The sequence below is a fragment of the Pseudomonas sp. GW823-FHT02C02 genome (genome assembly GCF_058797635.1).
Genome location: NZ_JBXAJV010000001.1, coordinates 188,601 through 209,754, shown reverse-complemented (window position 1 = coordinate 209,754; position 21,154 = coordinate 188,601). Strand labels below are relative to the sequence as shown.

Sequence of the window (21,154 nt, the reverse complement as noted above, 5' to 3'; positions counted from 1 at the left end):
GAACAGTGGCGAAAAATGAGGATTACCTATACTGGGATCAATATTGGCAACGGAACCACTCGTTAATATTTGATTTATTTCAGATCAGTCACGGCTCCGGACAGGATGTCCGGTTCCACAGGTCATTGAGGACGCCATGTATAAAATGAGTTCAGGCTATGCCAGCGTGCTGGTCAATACGCTCTCGGCCCAAGGACTGGATGTTGCCAGTCTGTGTCGGGAGGCTGGACTAGACGTTGACCTCGCGGACCAACCAGGTGCGTTTTGCGAGCGAAAGGCCATCTATCGACTCTGGGAGCTGGCCGCCGAAGCCTCGGGCGATCAGGACATTGGCTTGAGGGCCTATGGCAGTTTCCACCCCGGCAGCTTTCAGATCATCGGCTACACCATGATGTCCAGCCTGAATCTGAAAAACGCCCTCGAACGCCTGGTCCGTTTCAGTCCGCTGATTGGCACCGGGTTCAGCCTTTTCTTTACCGCCGAACAGCAACATTACCGGTTGTCCGGGCTCGATCATCAGCAGCAGGGTTCGATCAAACCGCGCCAATACACCGATGCCGGGCTGGCGTCGTTGTTGGGGTTCTGCCGTAAGCTGGCGGGCGGCAACGCACCGCAACCCTTGAGCGTCGAATTCACCTATCCAGAACCCGAAGACACCACCGAGCATCGACGGCTGTTTGGCTGCAATCTGCAGTTCAACGCGCCTTACGACAGCATTTTGTTTGACGGGCAGGAATTGATGCGACCGTTGAGCATGGCCAACGAAACGCTGGCGGTGCTGCATGACAGTTTTGCCGAGGCGCAACTGGACCTGCTGTTTGGTTTTTGCATTGTCGGGCGAATTCGCGCGCTGATTACCGAGCGCCTGAGTCAGGGCCAGGGGCAATGCGACATGGAATCGATTGCGGCGGCCTTGAACATCAGCAAGCGAACGCTGCAACGAGCGCTGGAAAAGGAAGGGACACAGTTCAAGGACGTGCTGAGCGCGGTGCGCCGGCAACTCGCTGATTTCTACCTGCGCCATTCTCACTTCAACATGAAGCATGTCGCCTATCTCCTTGGCTTTCATGACCACAGCAGCTTCAACAAAGCTTGTAGCCGCTGGTTTGGCATGACGCCGGGGCAGTATCGGTCCGATGAATCGTTCGAGATCCAGGAAGCCGCGCCAGTGTGACGCAGTGAACTGCTCTAACATTTTGTCGACAACGAACCCCGTGGGAGTGCGCTTTTGTGGTGAGGAAGCTTGCTCCCGCTGGGTCGCGAAGCGGCCCCAAAAGCTATGCGACTGCTTCGCAGCCGAGCGGGAGCAAGCTCCCTCGCCACACACATAGGCTCGCTCCCACAAGTTACTCATCAGAGAGCAGGAGGTTTCTTCGCGGCTTTTTTGCCCTTCGCGGGTTTGCGCGTTTTTGTCAGCGCTCCCGGGGCAATCGGCTCAGCGACGACCACGGGGGCGCTTTGTTTGGCGGGCTCTGGTGCGACGACCGCGGTTTTCGGCTTGATCGGCTCCGGGGTTGTCGTCGGGGTTTCCTCCTCGACAACATCGGCTGCGCCCGGAGGTTGAGTCAGGTTGAACCCCGGCAGTGGCACGTCGAGCAGCGTGTGCAGCTCACACCAGAACGGATTGTCTGCGCCGCTGGTCAGCAGTTCCGGCAGCATGTTGGCGACGGCGGCCAGCACTTGCTGGCGTTCTTCGACCTCGGCCAGCATCAGGGGCAGACTTTGCAGGCTTTCCTGCGGATGGGTGGCGACCAGCAGTTTTTGCAGGCGCAGGGTTTCGCGCAAGTCCAGCGGCTCGGCGCTGTAGTCCTGCAGCAGCACCTGCAATTGCAGGATGAGTTTCTCGACGCTTTGCTTGCCCGGTTCGTCGCTGTCGCGGCCCAGCAGGAACAGGATCCGGATCAAGGCTTCCATCAAGCCGCCGAGGGGCAGGGCGTCCTGAAGGCGGTCGATCAGGACTTTATCGTGCTGCTCGGCGTGCGCCTGGAGATTGCGAGCCGGTACGTTGCCGGTAAGGCTGTTGAGCACGCCATACACGCCGTAAAAGCTCATTTCCTGAGCGGCATCACGCAGGTCCCGATAGCCGTTCAAGGCATCCTGTATCTGGTTGGAAAACAATGCCTGCCAGGCCAGCAACGGATTGGACGGGTTTGCCGGCTGACGGTTCTTGCTCACCTGGGCGGCACTGCCTGCCAACCACCAGAGCGCCGGGTTCAAACTGTTCCACATCACCTGTTGCTGGTGAAACGGGTGGGCCTTGCGCATCAGCTCGGCGGTCGGCTCGTTGATCAACTGGCGCAACCACGGTCTTACAAACCCGTCGTAAAGGGTGTTGTTGAAATCAGAGGCACGCTCGACCAGCGCGAATTCGCGATCGTCGTCACGGGGCGGCTGCGCGTCACCGTGGATGTCGGCGATACGTCGTCGCTCGAAACGCACGGCGTAGGGCGTTGGCGAATGTTCCGGCAGGTCCTCGATGAGCATTTCATAGAGCCCGCCCGGCAGTTCGTTGATCGCGTCGACGGCGCCCAACAACTCCCGGTGCTCACGACGCGCGACTTCACCGGAAACAAAGATGCCCAGATGGCCAATGCTCGCGTGCCGCAGGTAAACGATGGTGCGACCGGCATTTTGCAGGGCTAGGTCGCTGGGGTAGACGTCGGTGATCCAGTCCAGTGCTTGCTGCGGCGAGGTGATGTTATCGCCATAGGAACAGAACACCACCACCGGCACTTCGATGCGTTTGAGGTCGAGCCCGCTGCTCTTGCGCCCGAGGCCGCCGGACAGTTGATTGCCGATGAACAGGTCATCGACAATCATCTCGATCTCTTCGCCATTGAGCAGGGTCGGGCTGCCCCACCAGCGTTCGAAATCGAGGAAGCGCGGGGCCTCGCTGTCGACCTCGCTGAACAGGTGGTAGTACTTGCCCCACCAGGTGTTGGCCGGGTCGAGGCTTTCGAAATTGCTCACCAGCCAAGTGCCGTCGAAACGGTCATTGCCCAGGTCGCTGCCCAGGCGTGCCATCCAGCCGCCGCCCAGCAAACCGCCGGTGTAGCGCATCGGATTGCGCCCATTGACGCCCGCCCAGTACGACAAAGGCGCGCCATTGACGATGATCAGTCCCGGCAGTTCCGGACGGGTCGCCGCCAGGCCCATCAACGCCCAGCCGGCCTGGCAGTTGCCGATCACCACAGGTTTGGTGCTGGCGGGGTGTCGCGCGCTGACCTCTTCGATAAACCGCGCCTGGGCTGCAACGATGTCCGCGAGGGTTTGCCCCGGGCGTGGCGAATGGCTGAACGAGATGAAATAGGTCGGGTGACCGGCGCGCAGGCTTTCGCCGATGACCGAATCCTGTTTGAAGCCACCGATCCCTGAACCGTGGCCGCCGCGCGGGTCAATGATGATCACCGGCTGCTTTTTACTGTCGAGCTGTTGCCCGGGGCCCGCGATGATCTGCAGCAGCGAGTAGTTGACCGGGCGCGGCAGGTCTTCACCGGCAATCAGGGTTTCATGGTTGAACTTGAGCAGCAGCGGATACCCGGCGCGTTCGTGGGCCAGGGTGTTGTCGCCGCGCTGACGCAAGGTGTCCCAGAACAGCACGCTGCGTTGGCCAAGGTCGGTGAAGTATTCCTGCCAGTCAGCGGCGGTCGGCTGCTTGAGTTGTTCAAGACTTGAAGGTGCGTAGGTTTTGGCCTGGCGCTGTTGCACGGCGTCAATAACGTTGCGGGTATTGAGGCGCTGCAGATGGTTCAGGTGCTCGAACACACCGGACGCAGTCGAAAGCCCTTTATCTTGCAGCGCAATATTTTCTTCCTGACCCATCGTGAACTCCTGACGCCATGCGTGGGAACGTTGCCCTGACTAATAGCAATCAAGCCGGTCGTTCGATTTTCACGAGTGTATAGGGAATAACGGTCAAGGAAGCGAACTTTATTGTGCGCCGCACAAAATAGCCGTTGCCAAATAGTTTTGTGCACTGCAATATCAAGGCTAACGCGATGTCTGGCAGGATCGCTATCGCGTCCTCAGGCCCATCCGGGCCTTCCAGAACCAGGAGATAAAGCATGTCTTTTTTCAATTCGGAAAAACTGCAAACCGCTCAGAAAGCCAACCTCGATCTTTTGCAGCAGATCAGCGGCAAAGTCTTCGCCAGCGTTGAACAACTGAGCCAGTTGCAGTTCAAGGCACTGCGCGACTCCACCGAAGAGCACTTCGAAGGCGTGCGCAAGCTGCTGGCCGTGCGTGACCCACAAGGTTTTGCCGATTTGCAGGCATCGTTTACCCAGCCGAGCGCGCAGGCCGAACGTCTGGCCGAGTTCAATCGTCAGGTTCAAGCGCTGATCGTGGGCACGCAGTCGGACATCGCCAAACTGACGTCGAGTCAGGTCGAGGCGGGCACCCAGCAGGTCAATGAGTTTGTTGAATCGATCAGCAAGAATGCACCGGCCGGCTCCGAGCCTGTCGTGGCTGCATTCAAGTCGGGCCTTGCCAATGCCAGTACCGTGTTTGAAAGCGCACAGAAAGCCGTGAAACAGGCTTCCGATGTGGCTCAGAGCAATTTTGACGCCGCCACTGCCGCTGCCACCAAAGCAGCACCAGAAGCGAGCGCCAAGGCCACCAGCGGTAACAAGTAAGTCATTTCAGGCCAGCGGCACAAACGATGGCGATGGGTTTATTCCCCATCGCCATTTTTTTTCGGCCCTTTATCGGTGCCGGGCTTGGCGCCAAACATGCCGAACAGGTTCTGGGTATTGAGGTACAAGGCCTTGGACTGGTCGACATACTGGCGCATCAGGTCCTGCATGACCGGGGCCTGTTGATGCATGAAGTCGCTCCAGGCTTCGGATGACTGCGCGCCGGTCTGGGACTGGATGTCGATGACGGTCTGGATGCTTTTATCCAGGTAGCTGCCGAGCACACCCTGGTACGGACCGTAGAACTGGATAATCCCCATCAGCATCTCGCTGGTGAAGATCGGCTCGCCGCCGCTTTCGGCTTCCAGAATCACTTGCAGCAGGATACTGCGCGTCAGGTCTTCGCCGCTCTTGGCATCGACCACCTTAAACGCAACTTTATCGACGACCAGTTGGCGCACATCCGCCAGCGTCAAATGACTGCTGGTGTGGGTGTCGTAGAGTCGGCGATTGGGGTATTTCTTGATCAGGCGGGGGGTGGTATCAGTCATGCGGGGCGTCTCGCGGCGGGCCTGGTTTGCAGGCATCTTAACCTACTCTCATGTTTGGCGCCTTTGAGGCCGCCTTCGCGAGCAGGCTCACTCCTACCGTTGACCGCGTTCCCCTGTGGAAGCGAGCCTGCTCGCGAAGAGGCTCGCCATCTCAGCGAAAATCCACAACAAAAAGGGGAACTGCGCCGCCAAGCGAGTCCCCCCTTGTGAAGCCTGAATCGTTACCAGATCGGCAGGGTGTAGCTGACAATCAAGCGATTCTCATCCAGATCGCTGCCGAAGTTGGTCGAACGCACCGTCGCATTACGCCATTTCACCCCGACATTCTTCAGCGGACCGCTCTGCACGACATAACCAATGTCGGTATCACGCTCCCATTCCTTGCCTTCGGGGCGGTTGCCGCCCAGGTCGATATTGTCGCCAGTGATATAGCGGGTCATGAAGGTCAGGCCCGGCACACCCATGGCTGCAAAGTTGTAGTCGTAACGCGCCTGCCAGGATTTTTCATCCTTGCTGGCGAAGTCTCCGATCTGCACGAAGTTCACCAGAAACGCATCGGTGCCGTTGATGTAGGCAAAACCGGTGTCGCCGCTCATGCCTTGATAACCCAGGCCAAACGCGTGACCGCCGAGGCTGTAGGTGAACATGGCGCCAATCGCATTGTTGTCGACATTGCTGCCGCCATCATCCGTGGAGCGGGCAAAGCGCAGGTCAGTCTTGAACGATTGCCCCGTCGTTACCGGCATCACGTAGGTCAGGTTCACCAGGTGCTGGCTGTAGAAGTTGTCGAGGTGGCCGTAGCTGTAGCCGGTGGCGAGGTTACTGGTCCATTTGTAGTTCAGGCTGGCGAAATCAAAGCTGTCGCTTTCGAGGTGCCGCGTGGTGATGCCTTTGGCGCCGGTCCGGGTGATGCCCATGTCCTCGTAGTCCGAGGAGTCACGCTGATTGACCTGGGTTAGCCGCCCGGCATCCACGGTCAAGCCTTCAATCTCCAGCGAGTTCAATTGACCGCCCTTGAAGGTTTGTGGCAACAGCCGTGAATCGTTGGCCAGCACCGTCGGCAACTTCGGCAGCAGCGTGCCGAGTTTCAGGGTGCTTTTGGAGGCGCGCAGTTTGGCGGTCAATCCCAGTTCGCCGTACTCGTCCTGAGCGCCTTTGCTCGTGTCGCGATGGCGTTTGAGCAGGCCGGAACCGGCGCGATCAGGACTCGAATCAAGCTTGACGCCGACCAGGCCGATGGCATCGAAACCGACACCGACCAAACCGTCGGTGAAGCCCGACTCATACCGCAGCAGGAAACCCTGGGCCCATTCCTCTTGTTTGGATTGGGCGGCGTTGTCCTGGCGATAATCCCGATTGAAATAGAAGTTGCGCAGCTCAAGGCTGGCCTTGCTGTCTTTGACAAAGTCAGCCGCGGCGGGGGCCGAGAGGCTGATGACGCCGCCGGCCAGCAATAGTCGGGTAGCGAGGATGCGGGTGTTGCGGTCCATGGTGAAGCCCCTTTGTTTTTATTATGGAAAGACAGGTCCCGCGGCCCTCGCCGGGTGGACGAGGGCTTATCAATAAAAAAAACGCGGACGCCGAATCGAGAGGAGCGTGGCGCCGCGTCGGTTCAATCGTTAGAACTGTTCGGCGCTCAGGCCGTACAACGAGGCGCTGCCGGCAAGAATGGAATGCTCCAGGCTCAATGTGCGCGGAAGCAGGCGACGGATGTAGAAATCGGCGGTGGCGATCTTCGCGCCATAGAACTTGGGGTCCTCGCTGAGTTTTTTCTTCGCAACCTGGGCCATGCGCGCCCAGAGCCAGGCGTAGGCGACGTAACCGAACAGGTGTAAATACTCGACCGAAGCCGCGCCGATTTCGTTGCGGTTGGTGGCGGCTTGGTCTTGCAGCCAGTCGCTCAGGTTTTCCAGACGCTGCACGGCATCGAACAGTTGCACGGAGTAGGGCGCGTCTGGCTGATGGGCGAAACGACGTATCTCCCCGGTGAATTGACGCAGCGCGAAGCCGCTGTCGGCCAACACTTTGCGGCCGAGCAGGTCCAGCGCCTGAATGCCGTTGGTGCCTTCGTAGATCTGCGCGATGCGCACGTCACGGACCAACTGCTCCTGGCCCCATTCGCGAATGTAACCATGGCCGCCGAACACTTGCTGGCCGTTGATGCAGCTTTCCAGACCCGTGTCGGTGAAGAACGCCTTGGCCACGGGTGTCAGCAGCGCGACCAGGGTTTGTGCGCTGTCGCGCTCCTGGGCGTCATCGGAGAACTTCGCCAGGTCCAGTTGTTGACCGACGTAACTGGCAAACGCGCGGCCACCTTCGGTCATGGCTTTCATGCTCAGCAACATGCGGCGCACATCGGGGTGGACGATGATCGGATCAGCCACTTTGTCCGGGGCCATCGCGCCGGTCGGTGCGCGGCTCTGTACACGTTCACGGGCGTAAGCCACGGCGCTCTGATAGGACGCTTGCGCACAGCCGATGCCCTGAATGCCGATGGACAGGCGCTCGTAGTTCATCATGGTGAACATCGCCGCCAAGCCTTTGTTGGCTTCGCCGACCAGCCAACCGCTGGCGCCGTCAAAGTTCATCACGCAGGTGGCCGAAGCCTTGATGCCCATCTTGTGTTCGATCGAACCGCAGCTCACGGCATTGGCGTCGCCAAGGGAACCGTCGGCATTGACCAGCACCTTGGGCACGACGAACAGCGAGATCCCTTTTGGTCCGGCTGGCGCATCCGGCAGCTTGGCCAGCACCAGATGGATGATGTTTTCCGTCAGGTCCTGATCGCCACCGGTGATGAAGATCTTGCTGCCGGTGATGCTGAAACTGCCGTCGGCCCGGGGTTCGGCGCGGGTGCGGATGATCCCCAGATCAGTGCCGGCATGCGCTTCGGTCAAGCACATGGAACCAGCCCAGCGGCCTTCATACATCGGTGGCAAATACAGATTTTTCAGGGTCTCGCTGGCGTGGGCATCCAGCGCCAGGCAGGCCCCGGAACTCAAGGCCGAATACAGGGCGAAGCTTGAGTTGGCGCCGTAGAGCATTTCTTCGAACTGCACGGCAAGCATCTTCGGCATGCCCATGCCGCCGAAATCGGCGTTACCGGACAGGCCCACCCAGCCGCCTTCGATGAAGGTGGCATAAGCCTGTTTGAAGCCGATCGGCGTGCTGACCTGGCCATCGAGCCACTGGGCGCCTTCTTCGTCGCCGCTGCGATTCAACGGCGCAATCAGGTGCGAGGTGACTTTCGCCGCTTCCTCAAGAATGGCGTCAGCGGTGGCGGCGTCGACCGTGTCGGCCAGGGCCGGCAAGCGCGCCCACAGGGCCGGGGCATCGAACACTTCGTGCAGCACAAAGCGCATGTCGCGCAGCGGGGCGTTGAATTCGGGCATAACGTGAACCTCAAAAGGTGTGCGGTGGGCACGGCGCCGTTACGGCAGACCGTGCCCTTTCAATCAATGAGCGGAAGCGCTGGCGGCGCCGAGGCCGGTCTGGGCGCGAACGAACTGGTCGGCGTAGGCGTCACGCTCCTTGTCGGCGCGCACGCTGCGGTCGAGTTTCGACACCACGACGATCACGAAGAACGCCAGCGGCATGGAGAACAGCGCCGGGTGGTCGTAGGGGAAGATCGCGTGAGCGTGACCGAGCACGGTGACCCAGACCGCTGGCGACAGGATCACCAGCACCAGTGCGCAGATCAGGCCGGCAAAACCGCCGAGAATCGCGCCTTTGGTGGTCAGGCCTTTCCAGTACATGGCCATGATCAGCACCGGGAAGTTGGTCGACGCGGCAATGCCGAAGGTCAGGCCTACCAGAAACGCAACGTTCATCTTCTCGAACAGAATGCCCAGCAGAATCGCGATGATGCCCAGGCCTACCGTCGCCATGCGCGTTACGCGCATTTCCTGTTTCTGGCTGGCCTTGCCTTTCTTGAACACCGTGGCGTAGAGGTCATGGGAAATCGCCGAGGCACCGGCCAGGGCCAGTCCGGAGACGACCGCCAGAATGGTGGCGAAGGCCACGGCCGAGAGGAAACCGAAGAACAGGTTGCCGCCCACTGCTTTGGCCAGGTGCATGGCAACCATGTTGCCGCCGCCGATCAGGGCGCCGCCGACTTCACCGTTGACGTAGTACTGCGGGTCGGTGCCGATGATGACCATCGCGGCAAAGCCCAGGGTGCAGACCACCAGGAAGAAGAAACCGATAAAGCCTGTGGCGTAGAACACCGACTTGCGCGCTTCCTTGGCGTTCGGCACGGTGAAGAAACGCATCAAAATGTGCGGCAGACCGGCAATCCCGAACACCAGGCCCAACGACATCGACGCGGTGTTGATCGGGTCGGCGAGCATCGAGCCTGGCCCCATGATGTTCCAGCCGCTGGCATGGGCCTGGACGGCTTTGTCGGCCAGGGTTTCGTAGCTGAAACCAAACTGCGACATGGCCATGACCGCCAGGGTGGTTCCGCCGGCGAGCAGCAGCACAGCCTTAATGATTTGCACCCAGGTGGTGGCAATCATGCCGCCGAAGATCACGTAGACCAGCATCAATGCACCGACGATCACCACCGCAACCGGGTAGTCGAGACCGAACAGCAACTTGATCAACTGACCGGCCCCGACCATCTGCACGATCAGGTAGCAGCACACCACCGTCAGCGAACCGAACGCGGCGAAGATCCGCACCTTGTTCTGGTCGAGTCGATAGGAAACGATGTCCGCGAAGGTGTAGCGGCCCAAGTTGCGCAGGCGCTCGGCCATCAGGAAGGTGATGATCGGCCAGCCGACAAAGAAGCCGATGGTGTAGATGAAGCCATCGTAGCCCTTGGCAAACACCAGGCTGGACAGCCCCAGCAGGGTGGCGGCGGACATGTAGTCACCGGCAATTGCCAGGCCGTTCTGGAACCCGGTAATGCCACCGCCAGCGGTGTAGAAGTCCGACGTGGATTTGGTTTGCCGTGCGGCCCACCAGGTAATCGCCAGGGTGCCCAGCACGAAGACGAAGAACATGCCGATCGCATGCAGGTTCAGCGGTTGTTTTTCCACTGCGCCCATTGTCGGGGCGGCGAGGACGATGGAGGCCGGCAACAGGCCGGCAGCGGCGAGGATGAGCTTACGCAGCAGGTTCATCACTTGCTCTCCTCGAGAATGGCGGCGCCCAGTGCATCGAAACGCGTGTTGGCGCGATAGACGTACCAACCGGTCAGCAGCCAGGAAAAAATGATGATCGCCGCACCCACCGGCATGCCCAGGGTCAACATCCGATGCTCGGCGACTGGCGCATGCAGCCATTGCGGGGCAAATGCCACCACCAGCATGAATCCGTAGTAAGTGCCCAGCACGGCGGCACTCAGCGACCAGGCCAGGCGCGAACGGCTGCTCACCAATTGAAGGAATTTCGGATTGGTCCGAATGCGTTCACAACGTTGGGTATCGGTTGAATGGATGTCGATCATGGGTGGCTCCACATTGTTTTTGTTATGTGTCTGGGGGCAGGGCAGGGCCGAATTCGGCCTGCACGAGCCCGAAGCGGCAGATGAAACACCTGCCGCCGGGTGGGTAAAACGTCGGTTCGGGTTAGAGCGCTTTAGCCCTGTCGCGCAGGACGTACTTCTGGATTTTTCCGGTGGACGTTTTCGGCAACAGGGTGAAGATCACCGTGCGCGGGACTTTGAAGCCCGCCAGATGCTCGCGGCAGAAACTGATGATGTCGGCCTCGCGAACGTCCTGGTGGTCGGCCTTCAAGGTGATGAACGCACACGGCGTTTCGCCCCATTTTTCATCGGGACGGGCAACCACGGCCGCTTCCATCACGCCCGGATGGCGATACAGCACGCCTTCCAGTTCGATGGTGGAAATGTTCTCGCCGCCGGAAATGATGATGTCCTTGAGTCGGTCCTTGATCTCGACATAACCATTGGGATGACACACCGCCAGGTCACCGGTGTGGAACCACCCGCCTTCGAATGCTTCGGCGGTGGCGGTCGGGTTTTTCAGGTAACCCTTCATCACGGTGTTGCCGCGCATGAAGATCTCACCGATGGTCTGACCGTCCCGTGGGGTAGGTTCCAGCGTCTTTGAGTCGCCGACCATCACGCCTTCAAGCGTCGGGTAGCGCACGCCCTGACGGGATTTGATCTGTGCCCGTTCGTCCAGCGGTAACTCATCCCATTCGGCATGCCAGGCGCAGAGCGTCACCGGACCGTAGGTTTCGGTCAGGCCATAGACGTGCGTGACCTTGATGCCCATTTCTTCCACGGCGCCGATCACTTTGGCGGGCGGTGCAGCACCGGCAACCATGGCGTTGACCGGGTGGTCGATGGCCGCTTTCGCCGATTCCGGCATGTTGACCAATGCATTGAGCACGATAGGCGCAGCACACAGGTGCGTGATTTGATGCTCGCGAATCAGCGTGAGGATTTTCTGCGGATCGACCCGGCGCAGGAACACATGCACACCGGCCATGGCGGTGATGATCCACGGGTAGCACCAACCGTTGCAGTGGAACATCGGCAGGGTCCAGAGGTAGACCGGATGGTTGCCCATGGCCCAGGTCATCTGGTTGCCCAGCGAGTTCAGGTACGCGCCGCGATGGTGGTAGACCACTCCTTTCGGGTTGCCGGTGGTGCCTGAGGTGTAGTTCAGCGAGATGGCTTGCCACTCGTTGTCCGGCCATTGCCAGGCGTAATCCGGATCGCCTTCGGCCAGCAGCGCTTCATAATCCAGGTCGCTGACGGCCTTGCCTTCGCCGTATTCCGGGTCATTGACGTCGATGACCAGCGGCGGGTGATCGAGCATGCCGATGGCCGCGTGAATCACGTCATGGAATTCACGGTCGGTGATCAGTACCTTGGCTTCACCATGCTGCAGCATGAAGGCAATGGCTTCGGCATCCAGGCGCACGTTGAGCGGGTTGAGCACGGCGCCGATCATCGGCACGCCAAAATGCACTTCAAGCATCTCGGGAATGTTGGGCAGCATCACCGCCACCGTATCGTTCTTGCCGATGCCACGACCGGCCAGCGCCGAGGCCAGGCGCCGGCAACGGGTGTAGGTCTGCGCCCAGGTACGACGGATCGAACCGTGGATCACGGCGGGGTAGTGGGGGTAAACGCTGGCAGTGCGTTCGATGAAGCTGAGCGGCGACAAAGCAATGTGATTGACAGCCGAAGGGCCTAGCCCTTGTTCATAGATCGACATGACGGGTACTCGGTGGCTGATTGTTAGCTCTATGGATGGGCCTGTTCAGCGTAGCCGCTGAGGTCATCCTTTATGTCCGGTGTGCTTTATATAACAATCTGCCATGGATATGGAAGTACAACCTACGCAGTATAGTAGATGTACTATATTTGATTCTTCTGCCTCCAAATGAATGCGGCGATACCTCTAGCGCCGGTATATTCTTGGCTCCCCCGACAATGCGGACCTGTGATGACCCTGACTCCCGTTCGATTGCACAGCTGGTTGCGCCTGCAGCGCGAGGGCGTGTCCCTGGCCGCTCGGGCGGATGCGTTGTGCCGTGCGCTGCAGGAATGTCCCGAGGTGCGGCGGGCGGTTTACCTGAGTTGGCAACCCACCGCGCGAATTTACAGCCACGAAGGCGCCGCCCAGCATTTCCCGCCAGGCCTTGGCGATCCGTCGCTGGCCAGCGATCAGCTGCTGTTTGATCGGCTGGGCGAGACCGGGCGCCTGGACCTGGCCCAGGTGCGGCAACTCGATTGCTGGCTGTCCGGCCGATTACGCCGCGCAGCCATCAGCCATGGCCAAGTGTTTGATCTGGCCTTGCAGGCGGGGCAGTCAGGCCTGTTGCTGGTGGAAGTCTGCGACGGCGTGAGTCTGGACTGGCTGGGTTGGATGCAGGATTTGTTGACCACCTTGCTCAGCAGCGTCAACGGCATGCTGCGGGGGTCGCCGCTGTTGGGGCACGACCCACAACCGAGTCTGTTGCTCGATGCGCAGGGCCGACCGCTGGAGTTCAATGCCGCGCTGCTGGCCCTGCTCGCGGAAAAGCCGCTGACCGAGGTGTTGGGCTTTTTGCCGGTCAATCATCGGGTGTTGGTGCGTGCCTGCCTCGACCAGCAACGTGCCATCGAAGGGGTCGAAGCCCAGTTCGAGGCGCAGATTCTGATCTGGACGTTTATCCCCGATCCCCAGGACAACCGCGTGCTCGCCCGTTGCCGCGATGCCACGGTACAAGTATTGGCCGAACGCGAAGCCGCCACGGCACGGCGGCTGTACCGGCTGATCATCGAGAACACCACCGACCTGATTTCCCGGCACACCCCGGACGGGCGTTTTCTCGATGCCTCGCCGGCATCCTGGACATTGCTTGGCTACTGGCCCGAAGAGTTGCGCGGGCAAATGGCCCAGGGCCTGTTTCACGGCCAGGACCTCGCCAACCTGGTGCAGCGTGCGCGGGACGCGCTGGAGCAGGACGGTTATCACACCATGACGTACCGCATTCGCCACCGCGCCGGGCATTACCTCTGGTTCGAAACCGCCAGCCGGGCGATCCGTGAAACCTACACCGGCGCGGTGGTCGAGGTGGTCAGCGTGTCCCGGGACATCACCGCCCGGGTACAGGCCGAAGAGAACAAGCGGCGCCTGGCGGAAGTGGTCGAGGCCAACACCGATCCGGTGTTGTTCATCGACCCTGACGGGCAAGTCACTTACCTCAACCCGGCCGCACGGCGCATCCTCGATATCGACGAGCAACAACCGATGCCGGCGCTGGCGCAGCTGTTTGCCAGCGCTGACCTGACGCGCCTGCAACGTGACGGCTGGAGCAGTGCCGAACGCGACGGCGTGTGGAGCACCGATGCACGGTTGCAACCGCCCGGTGGCGGCACGTCGGTGCCGGTGTCGCTGGTGCTGCTGGCGCACCGTTCGGCCGGCGGCGAGCGCTATTACTCTTTGGTGGCGCGGGACATGACCGAGCGTGAATTGCGCGAGGTGCAACAGCGTCGCCATCAAGACGAATTGGCGCACACCGCACGGTTGGTGACCCTGGGCGAGCTGGCCTCGGGCATTGCCCACGAAATCAACCAGCCGTTGGCCGCCGTGGTCAATTACGCCAATGCCAGTCAACGCTATTTACAGACGCTCGACACCAACCCCGAGGCCGCCGAACGCGTGGCGAAAGGGCTGCAACGCATCACCCATCACGCCACCCATGCCTCGGAAGTGATCAAGCGCTTACGGGCATTTCTGCGCAAGGGGCAGCGGCGCATGCAGGCCCTGAATTTTACCGACGTCGCCCGTGAGGCCGTGCGTTTGTGTGCCTGGGAAGCGAGCAATTGCCAAGTGACAATCGAGGATCGACTGCCGGATAATCTGCCGCCCGTTTATGCCGACCGGGTGTTGCTGGAGCAAGTGCTGCTCAATCTGCTGCGCAATGCCATCGACGCCAACCGCGAACAACATCCGGGGCAGCCCTCGCTGATCGTGATGACGGCGGAGCAGGGCGGTGGTGCCACCGTGGAAATCCGTGTGCAAGACCAGGGGCCGGGCGTCAGTGAGCCCGAACTGGAGCAGATATTTACCCCGTTCTATACCAGCAAGGCCGATGGCCTGGGCCTTGGCTTGTCCATGAGCCGCAGCATCATCGAAGGTTTCGGCGGTGAATTGCAGGCCCGGCGCCAACCGGTCGGGCTGCTGATGGGTTGCCGCTTGCCGCTTGCCGGCCCAACAAAACAACAACAGGAATAACGCAATGGCAGGTGTGACTGAGCACGTGGTGTATGTGGTCGACGATGACCAGGGCATGCTCGATTCAACGGTCTGGCTGTTGGAATCGGTCGGGCTCAAGGCCTTGCCCTTTACCAGTGGCGTGGAGTTTCTCAGCGCCTGTGATGCCACGCTCGACGCCTGCGTGCTGCTGGATGTGCGCATGCCCGGCATGGGCGGGTTGAACGTGCAGGAAGAAATGCGCGCTCGGGAGTTGAACCTGCCGATCATCTTCGTCAGCGGCCACGCCGATGTGCCCATTGTGGTGCGCGCGTTCAAGGCGGGCGCCCATGACTTCATCGAAAAACCCTACAACGAGCAGTTGTTGTTGGACAGCGTGCAACAGGCGCTGAGCAACTGCGCGGCCAACCGATCGGGTAATCAGGGCCATGACGCCTTGCAAGCCCGTTTGCTGACACTGACCCCCCGCGAGCGCGATGTCTTGCTGCCGCTGGTGCAGGGTTACACCACTCGGGAAATCGCCGAGCAACTGGGCGTCAGCGCAAAAACCGTCGACCTGTATCGCTCACGCGTGATGAAGCGCATGCAGGCCAGCACCCTGCCGGACCTGGTGGGCATGGCCATTGCCGCCGGACTGGTCGATCCACTGAAATTGCGTTGAAGCCTCACGCCGTGTATTGAGCGTCTATGCTGGGCTAACCGATCCGCTACCGTTGCAGTGATCTGCAAGGAGCCACCCGTGGAGCCCACACCCTTTACCGAGAAAACGCTGAGCCGCACCCTGCTCGATGTAATGATTCGTGCCGGGTTGATCGCGGTGCTGGTACTTTTCTGTTTCCAGATATTCAGCCCGTTCCGCGACTTGATGTTGTGGTCGCTGATCCTGGCGATCACCCTCTATCCGCTGCAAGAGCGACTCAGGGGGAGCCACAAACCCGGGCACGTCGCGACGCTGATCATTCTGATCGCCATCGTCATCCTGATGGTGCCGATCTACCTGCTGGGTACCTCGATTGCCGATTCGGTCGAACGGGCGATGGACGTCGTCAAGGGCGGTGGTTTTCACATTCCACCGCCGGCCGAATCAGTTGCCAGTTGGCCGTTGGTGGGCCGGCCACTCTCTGATCTGTGGCTTCAAGCCTCCACCAATCTTCCCGAGCTGACCGCCAAATACGTACCGCAAATCAAACACGTCAGCCTGGGCCTGTTGGGTAAACTCGCGGGTGTCGGCATGGGTTTCCTGACGTTCATCTTCGCCTTGATCATTGCCGGGATTTTCATGGCCCATGGCGAAGGCGGCAGTCGCGCCGCGGTCCAGATTGCCTCCAGAGTCAGCGGTCCGGCACGGGGCCCGAAAATCGCTGAACTGTGCACCGCCACCATCCGTGCGGTGGCGTTGGGCGTGGTCGGCATCGCGTTCATCCAGATGCTGCTGGTGGGCCTCGGCTTTGTCTTCATGGGCATCCCCGGTGCCGGTCTGCTGGCCTTGGCGGTGCTGCTGCTCGGCATCATGCAATTGCCGGTGACGCTGATTACGCTACCGGTGATTGCCTTCGTCTTTGCCACCGAAGGCGCCAGCACCGCGACCATTATTTTCGCCATCTATGTGTTCATTGCCGGCCTGGTGGACAACGTCCTCAAGCCCTTGTTGCTGGGGCGCGGTGTCGACGTGCCGATGCCGGTGGTGTTGATTGGTGCGTTGGGCGGCATGGTCACCAGTGGCATCATCGGGCTGTTCATCGGGCCGGTGGTCCTTGCCGTCGGCTATCAATTATTCTGGCAGTGGGTGCAGGATCGACCATCGGAAACAGGAGGGCCGCCACTGTGAATGCGCAGGATCATCCACTGCTGGATCAGGTGCTGATCGCCCATGGTGGTCTGGACCGCTGGAACAGCTTCAACACTGTGCGCGCCACCCTCGTGACCGGCGGCTCGCTCTGCGCCGCGAAAGGGCTGACCCAAGACAGCGCCCCTCGCCAGATGACCGTTTGGCTGCATGAACAGAAAGCCTCGGTAACCCCCTTCGGTGGCCCGGATAAACGGACAGCCTATTCACCCGATCGAATCGCCATCGAAACCACCGACGGGCAGGTGATCGCCGAGCGCCGGGCGCCCCGGGAATCCTTTGGCGACCACACCGAAAACACCCCGTGGGATCCGCTGCATCGCGCGTACTTCAACGGGTATGCGCTCTGGTCCTACCTGACCATGCCTTTTCTGTTCAAGTGGACGGGTGTGGTGACCGAGGAAATCGAACCCTGGCAAGAAGCAACCGAGCGCTGGCGCCGTTTGCGGGTGCACTTTCCCGAAAGCATCGCCACGCACTGCGTCGTACAGGATTTCTACTTCGGTGAAGACTTCCTGCTGCGGCGACACGACTACAACGTGGATGTCAGTGGTGGTATGCCTGCCACCCAATATGTGTCTGACTACATCGAGGCTGACGGGCTGCGCATGCCCGGCAAGCGTCGTGCCTACCGACGCGGGAAGGACGGCCTGGCTGACATGGATGCCTTGCTGGTAGCCATCGATCTCAGCGAAATCGTCTATTCCTGATGCGCTGCGCAGGGAACAATCATGACCGTACATGCCTGGGAAAAACTCTACCTCGATGACCTGAGCCTGGGTCAGCAGTTCGAAAGCGACAGCGTGCGGGTCCATCGAGCGTCGATGCTGGCCTTCGCCCAGGAGTACGACCCGCAACCGTTTCATCTCGACCCTGAAGCTGCCGAGTTGAGCCTGTTCCGCGGCCTGGCCGCCAGCGGCTGGAACACCGCCGCCCTGACCATGAAGCTGCTGGTGGACAGCGTGCCGTTGGCGGACGGCATCATCGGGTTGGGCATCGAGCTGAGCTGGCCGACACCGACTTACCCCGATGACCTGTTGCGCCTGCAATGCACCGTGCAGGCCATCGACCCGTCCAGCTCCAAACCCGACCGGGGCGTAGTGACGATGTTCATGGAGACCCTCAATCAGAATGACAAGGTGGTGCAGAGAGCCACCGGCAAATTGCTGGTCTTCAGGAGACCGCCGCCTGACTGAAAAGTAGTCATGGGTTTTAGGGGGCGCGCATGATGGCGGAGGCCAGTTTTCACCGAGTCAGTCGAGTGCGCTCTGTCGATGGCAGGGACCGGAGGAGGCGTCGTGAAACCATTTCTGCCCAGGCCCAGCGCCTCAACAATGAACATGTTGCGTGAAGGGTGCCTGCAACGCCGTGATGCGGTGCCGCAAGACCTGACGGAACAAGCAGTCATTCCGGGCATCCCGAATGCGCGCTACTGGCTGGACCGGGACCTGACGGCGTTCATTGTGGATGCGAGCCTGGCCAACGATCGCGAGGTCGAGGCGCTCGCCGACACAGAGTTGCCGACCGATGCGCTGCCACTGGCTTACTACCTGGCCATTTCGGGGGGCGGCGACGCCGGCACCTTCGCGGCGGGCATCATCGCCGGCTGGAGCTTGCATGGGAGTCGACCGCCTTTCAAAGTCGTCACCGGCATCAGCGCAGGTGCCCTGGTCGCACCGTTCGCATACCTGGGGCCTGAGTATGACCCGGTCATCCTGGGGATCTGCAGCGCAATCGGTCCGAAAGATGTGTTCCATGCGCGAAGTGTGCTGACCCGCCTGGCCAGCGACGGCATCGCGGACAGCAAGCCCCTGGCGCGCCTCATTGCCAAGTACATCACCGCCGACGTGTTAGCGGCCATCGCTGCGCAATACGCCAAGGGACGACTGCTGATGATCGGCACCACCGACCTCGATGCCGGGCGGCCCGTCACCTGGAACATGGGCGCGATTGCTTCCAGCGGAGCACCGGGCGCGCTGCACCTGTTTCGCAACATCATGATCGCGTCGATGAGCATTCCCGGTGCCGTTTCACCGGTCATGATCGATGTGGAGGTCGACGGCCAACAGTTTCAGGAAATGCACGTGGACGGAGGCGTCCTCACTCAGGTGTTCCTTTACCCGCCGGGCACCGTGATGGCGTTGAACAGCGTGGCCGGCGCGCGTATCCGCCGTGCCCGGCATTTCTATGTCATTCGCAATGGCAAACTGGAACCGCAGTGGTCCGGTACCAAGCGCCGGACCTTGAGCATCGGCGGGCGAGCCATCAGCACCTTGATCCAGACCCAGGGGATCAGCGACCTCAATCACATTTACCGGATCGCCCAGCAGGACGGCGCAGATTTCAATCTGGCGTACATCGGCGCGGATTTTATCTGCCCGCGCAATCAGAAATTCGATGGCGAGTACATGAAGCGTCTGTTCGATTACGCCTTTCAACTTAGCGCGCAAGGCTACCCGTGGCATAAATCGCCGCACACCTGAGTTGCCTGCATGAAATTTATGCTGTAGTTTTTCATGAAATTATAAAAATATAATTTCATGAGGCTTGTATGTTTCAGCAGTCCACGCAGCATGTCGCCAGCTATTACGCCCACAGTTGCGCTGATCGCCTGGCCACCCGACCGGCGCTTGCCGGTGAGCAAACCACCGAAATCGTCATCATCGGTGCCGGTTTCAGCGGCCTGCATACTGCGTTGCGCCTGGCTTTGGCTGGTAAGCGGGTGACGCTGCTGGAAGCCAGCTGCGTGGCATGGGCCGCGTCGGGGCGCAATGGCGGGCAGGCCATTCTCGGCTGGTCGTGTGACATGCCGCCGCTGGAAGCAGCGTTGGGCTACGAGCGTGCGCGGCGGTTGTGGGACGGCATGCGCTGGGCTGCGCAAGAGCTGCGTGAGTTGCCGGCTCGCCATGGTTTCGACTGTGATTACCGTGCTGGCCATTTGTGGACATCGGTGATGCCCCGTCGGGTTGGTCTGCTGACGGAGTGGCAGCACGAAGCCAGCCACAAGTGGGGCCACGATGGCTTGCAGTTCATCCGCCGTGAACAGTTGCCGGAATGGGTGGCCAGCGAGCGCTATCAGGCCGGGCTTTATGACCCTGAAGGCGCGCACCTGAATCCACTGAAACTGGCCCTCGGCCTGGCCGCCGCCATCGAGCGTGCGGGCGGCCGTATCCATGAACAAAGCAAGGCGCTGAGTTATCGAGAGGAGGGCGGTCAATTCCTGGTAAACACCGAACGCGGGTCGATTCGCGCGGATGTGCTGGTGCTGGCCTGCAATGCCTATCTCGACGAGCTCGACCCGCAGCTGGCCAGTTGCGTGTTGCCGGTGGGCACTTATCAAGTCGCCACCGCGCCCCTGACGGCCGAGCAGGCCACGGCGCTGTTGCCGAGCAATGTCTGCGTCACCGACAACCAGTTCGTCCTCGACTATTTCCGTCGCACGCCGGACAACCGCTTGCTGTTCGGCGGTGGATGCACGTATCTGGGTGGGATGCCCAGGGACATTGCCGGCGCAACCCGGCCGTTTCTGGAACGGGTTTTCCCGCAGCTCAAAGGCGTGAAGCTGGAGTTCGCCTGGGGCGGGCACATTGACCTGACGCTCAAACGCACCCCAGACATTGGTCGCAAGGGTGATCGCTACTGGCTTCAGGGGTATTCCGGGCATGGCGTGCTGCCCACGCTGGCCGCTGCCCGCGCAGTGTCCGACGCGATTCTCGGCCAGAGTGATGAACTGGCGTTGTATCAGGGCTTGAGTAACCCCAGCTTCCCCGGCGGTAAATACCTGGCGGCGCCGCTGGAAGCCATCGGCAAGGCGTGGTATCGACTGCGCGACAGTATTTGATGAATCACTTGGCGGAATTCCAGGCATGAACAAGCAAGAAGAAATCGCCGCGCTGGCGATCCTGATTCACGATCTGCGCAAGCATAAGAAGTACACCTTGAAGGATCTGGCTGACCAGATCGGTCGTTCCGTCGGCTTTCTCTCACAGGTCGAACGCGGCCTGTCACGACCCACCGTGGCCGACCTGACGGCGATCAGCGAAACCCTGGGCGTGCCGACCACCTATTTCTATAGCCTGCCCAAACCCAAGGAGCTGCCGTGGGTCACCCGGCCGGATGAACGCCGCACGTTGTACTACGCCAACGGCATCACCGACATTCTGGTGTCGCCGAAGATGCGGGCTTCGTTTTCCATGCTCGAAAGTCACCTCGAAGCCGGCGCCAGCAGTGGCGAACGGCACTTGAGCGACAGCTCGGAGCAGGGCGGCTACGTGCTCGAAGGCGAGTTGACGCTGTGGTTGGGTGATGACGACGCCGTTACCTTGCAGGCCGGCGACAGCTTTCAGTTCGACAGCCATACCCGTTGCCGCTACGGCAACCTCACCGAGCACCTCACGCGAGTGCTCTGGGTCTACACCTGATCACCACAATAGGACCAAC

General features: G+C 60.7%; 17 protein-coding genes. 10 read left to right on the top strand and 7 right to left on the bottom strand.

The annotated features are described in order from the left end of the window. Nucleotides 1-136: 136 nt before the first annotated feature. Nucleotides 137-1,174 carry an AraC family transcriptional regulator gene (locus tag AC1ROI_RS00930; protein ID WP_102593675.1) on the top strand — a complete coding sequence of 346 codons (1,038 nt, stop codon included), beginning with the start codon at nucleotides 137-139 and terminating at the stop codon, nucleotides 1,172-1,174. Between the two features lie 179 nt (nucleotides 1,175-1,353). Here AC1ROI_RS00930 and AC1ROI_RS00925 read toward each other — a convergent pair whose 3' ends face one another. Next, nucleotides 1,354-3,822: a DUF3141 domain-containing protein gene (locus AC1ROI_RS00925; protein ID WP_102593676.1), complete on the bottom strand. Its 2,469-nt coding sequence runs from the start codon at nucleotides 3,820-3,822 to the stop codon at nucleotides 1,354-1,356. Nucleotides 3,823-4,064: 242 nt separating this feature from the next. Between AC1ROI_RS00925 and phaP the strand changes: the two genes are divergently transcribed. Beyond that, nucleotides 4,065-4,634, top strand: a complete 570-nt coding sequence (gene phaP / locus AC1ROI_RS00920; protein WP_077748474.1) for a TIGR01841 family phasin — start codon at nucleotides 4,065-4,067, stop codon at nucleotides 4,632-4,634. A 38-nt stretch (nucleotides 4,635-4,672) separates the two neighbouring features. On the opposite strand, the gene phaR is transcribed toward phaP, so the two are convergent. From phaR to AC1ROI_RS00890, 6 genes are all read right to left on the bottom strand, one after another. Continuing rightward, nucleotides 4,673-5,221: a polyhydroxyalkanoate synthesis repressor PhaR gene (phaR, locus tag AC1ROI_RS00915; RefSeq protein ID WP_010460321.1), complete on the bottom strand. Its 549-nt coding sequence runs from the start codon at nucleotides 5,219-5,221 to the stop codon at nucleotides 4,673-4,675. Between the two features lie 185 nt (nucleotides 5,222-5,406). Continuing rightward, nucleotides 5,407-6,675 (bottom strand): OprD family porin, encoded by a 1,269-nt coding sequence (locus AC1ROI_RS00910; protein ID WP_102593677.1) that lies wholly within the window; start codon nucleotides 6,673-6,675, stop codon nucleotides 5,407-5,409. Nucleotides 6,676-6,804: 129 nt separating this feature from the next. Continuing rightward, nucleotides 6,805-8,577 (bottom strand): acyl-CoA dehydrogenase C-terminal domain-containing protein, encoded by a 1,773-nt coding sequence (locus tag AC1ROI_RS00905; protein WP_083376747.1) that lies wholly within the window; start codon nucleotides 8,575-8,577, stop codon nucleotides 6,805-6,807. Between the two features lie 63 nt (nucleotides 8,578-8,640). Continuing rightward, a complete protein-coding gene (locus tag AC1ROI_RS00900) occupies nucleotides 8,641-10,311 on the bottom strand; it encodes a cation acetate symporter (protein WP_010460315.1) in 1,671 nt (556 codons plus the stop codon). Further along, nucleotides 10,311-10,637 (bottom strand): DUF485 domain-containing protein, encoded by a 327-nt coding sequence (locus tag AC1ROI_RS00895; protein WP_010460314.1) that lies wholly within the window; start codon nucleotides 10,635-10,637, stop codon nucleotides 10,311-10,313. The genes AC1ROI_RS00900 and AC1ROI_RS00895 overlap by 1 nt, the downstream gene beginning before the upstream one ends. A gap of 121 nt (nucleotides 10,638-10,758) precedes the next feature. Beyond that, a complete protein-coding gene (locus AC1ROI_RS00890) occupies nucleotides 10,759-12,381 on the bottom strand; it encodes an acyl-CoA synthetase (RefSeq protein ID WP_010460312.1) in 1,623 nt (540 codons plus the stop codon). 231 nt (nucleotides 12,382-12,612) lie between these two features. On the opposite strand from AC1ROI_RS00890, the gene AC1ROI_RS00885 reads away from it, so the two are divergent. The 8 genes from AC1ROI_RS00885 (at nucleotide 12,613) to AC1ROI_RS00850 (ending at nucleotide 21,135) form a co-directional block, all read left to right on the top strand. Then, on the top strand, nucleotides 12,613-14,889 hold the full coding sequence (locus tag AC1ROI_RS00885) for a PAS domain-containing sensor histidine kinase (protein ID WP_102593678.1): 2,277 nt from the start codon (nucleotides 12,613-12,615) through the stop codon (nucleotides 14,887-14,889). 4 nt (nucleotides 14,890-14,893) lie between these two features. Then, nucleotides 14,894-15,529, top strand: a complete 636-nt coding sequence (locus AC1ROI_RS00880; RefSeq protein ID WP_083376749.1) for a response regulator transcription factor — start codon at nucleotides 14,894-14,896, stop codon at nucleotides 15,527-15,529. Nucleotides 15,530-15,607: 78 nt separating this feature from the next. After that, a complete protein-coding gene (locus AC1ROI_RS00875; RefSeq protein ID WP_102593679.1) occupies nucleotides 15,608-16,696 on the top strand; it encodes an AI-2E family transporter in 1,089 nt (362 codons plus the stop codon). After that, entirely contained in the window at nucleotides 16,693-17,424 is a 732-nt protein-coding gene (locus AC1ROI_RS00870) for a hypothetical protein (protein ID WP_102593680.1), read from the top strand. The genes AC1ROI_RS00875 and AC1ROI_RS00870 overlap by 4 nt, the downstream gene beginning before the upstream one ends. A 21-nt stretch (nucleotides 17,425-17,445) precedes the next feature. Next, entirely contained in the window at nucleotides 17,446-17,910 is a 465-nt protein-coding gene (locus tag AC1ROI_RS00865) for a MaoC family dehydratase (protein ID WP_010460302.1), read from the top strand. Between the two features lie 102 nt (nucleotides 17,911-18,012). Further along, nucleotides 18,013-19,197, top strand: coding sequence for a patatin-like phospholipase family protein (locus AC1ROI_RS00860; protein ID WP_042932066.1), 1,185 nt, complete (start codon nucleotides 18,013-18,015; stop codon nucleotides 19,195-19,197). Nucleotides 19,198-19,265: 68 nt separating this feature from the next. Next, nucleotides 19,266-20,555: an NAD(P)/FAD-dependent oxidoreductase gene (locus AC1ROI_RS00855; RefSeq protein ID WP_102593681.1), complete on the top strand. Its 1,290-nt coding sequence runs from the start codon at nucleotides 19,266-19,268 to the stop codon at nucleotides 20,553-20,555. Nucleotides 20,556-20,580: 25 nt separating this feature from the next. After that, nucleotides 20,581-21,135, top strand: a complete 555-nt coding sequence (locus AC1ROI_RS00850) for a helix-turn-helix domain-containing protein (RefSeq protein WP_010460296.1) — start codon at nucleotides 20,581-20,583, stop codon at nucleotides 21,133-21,135. The last annotated feature ends 19 nt before the right edge of the window (nucleotides 21,136-21,154 follow it).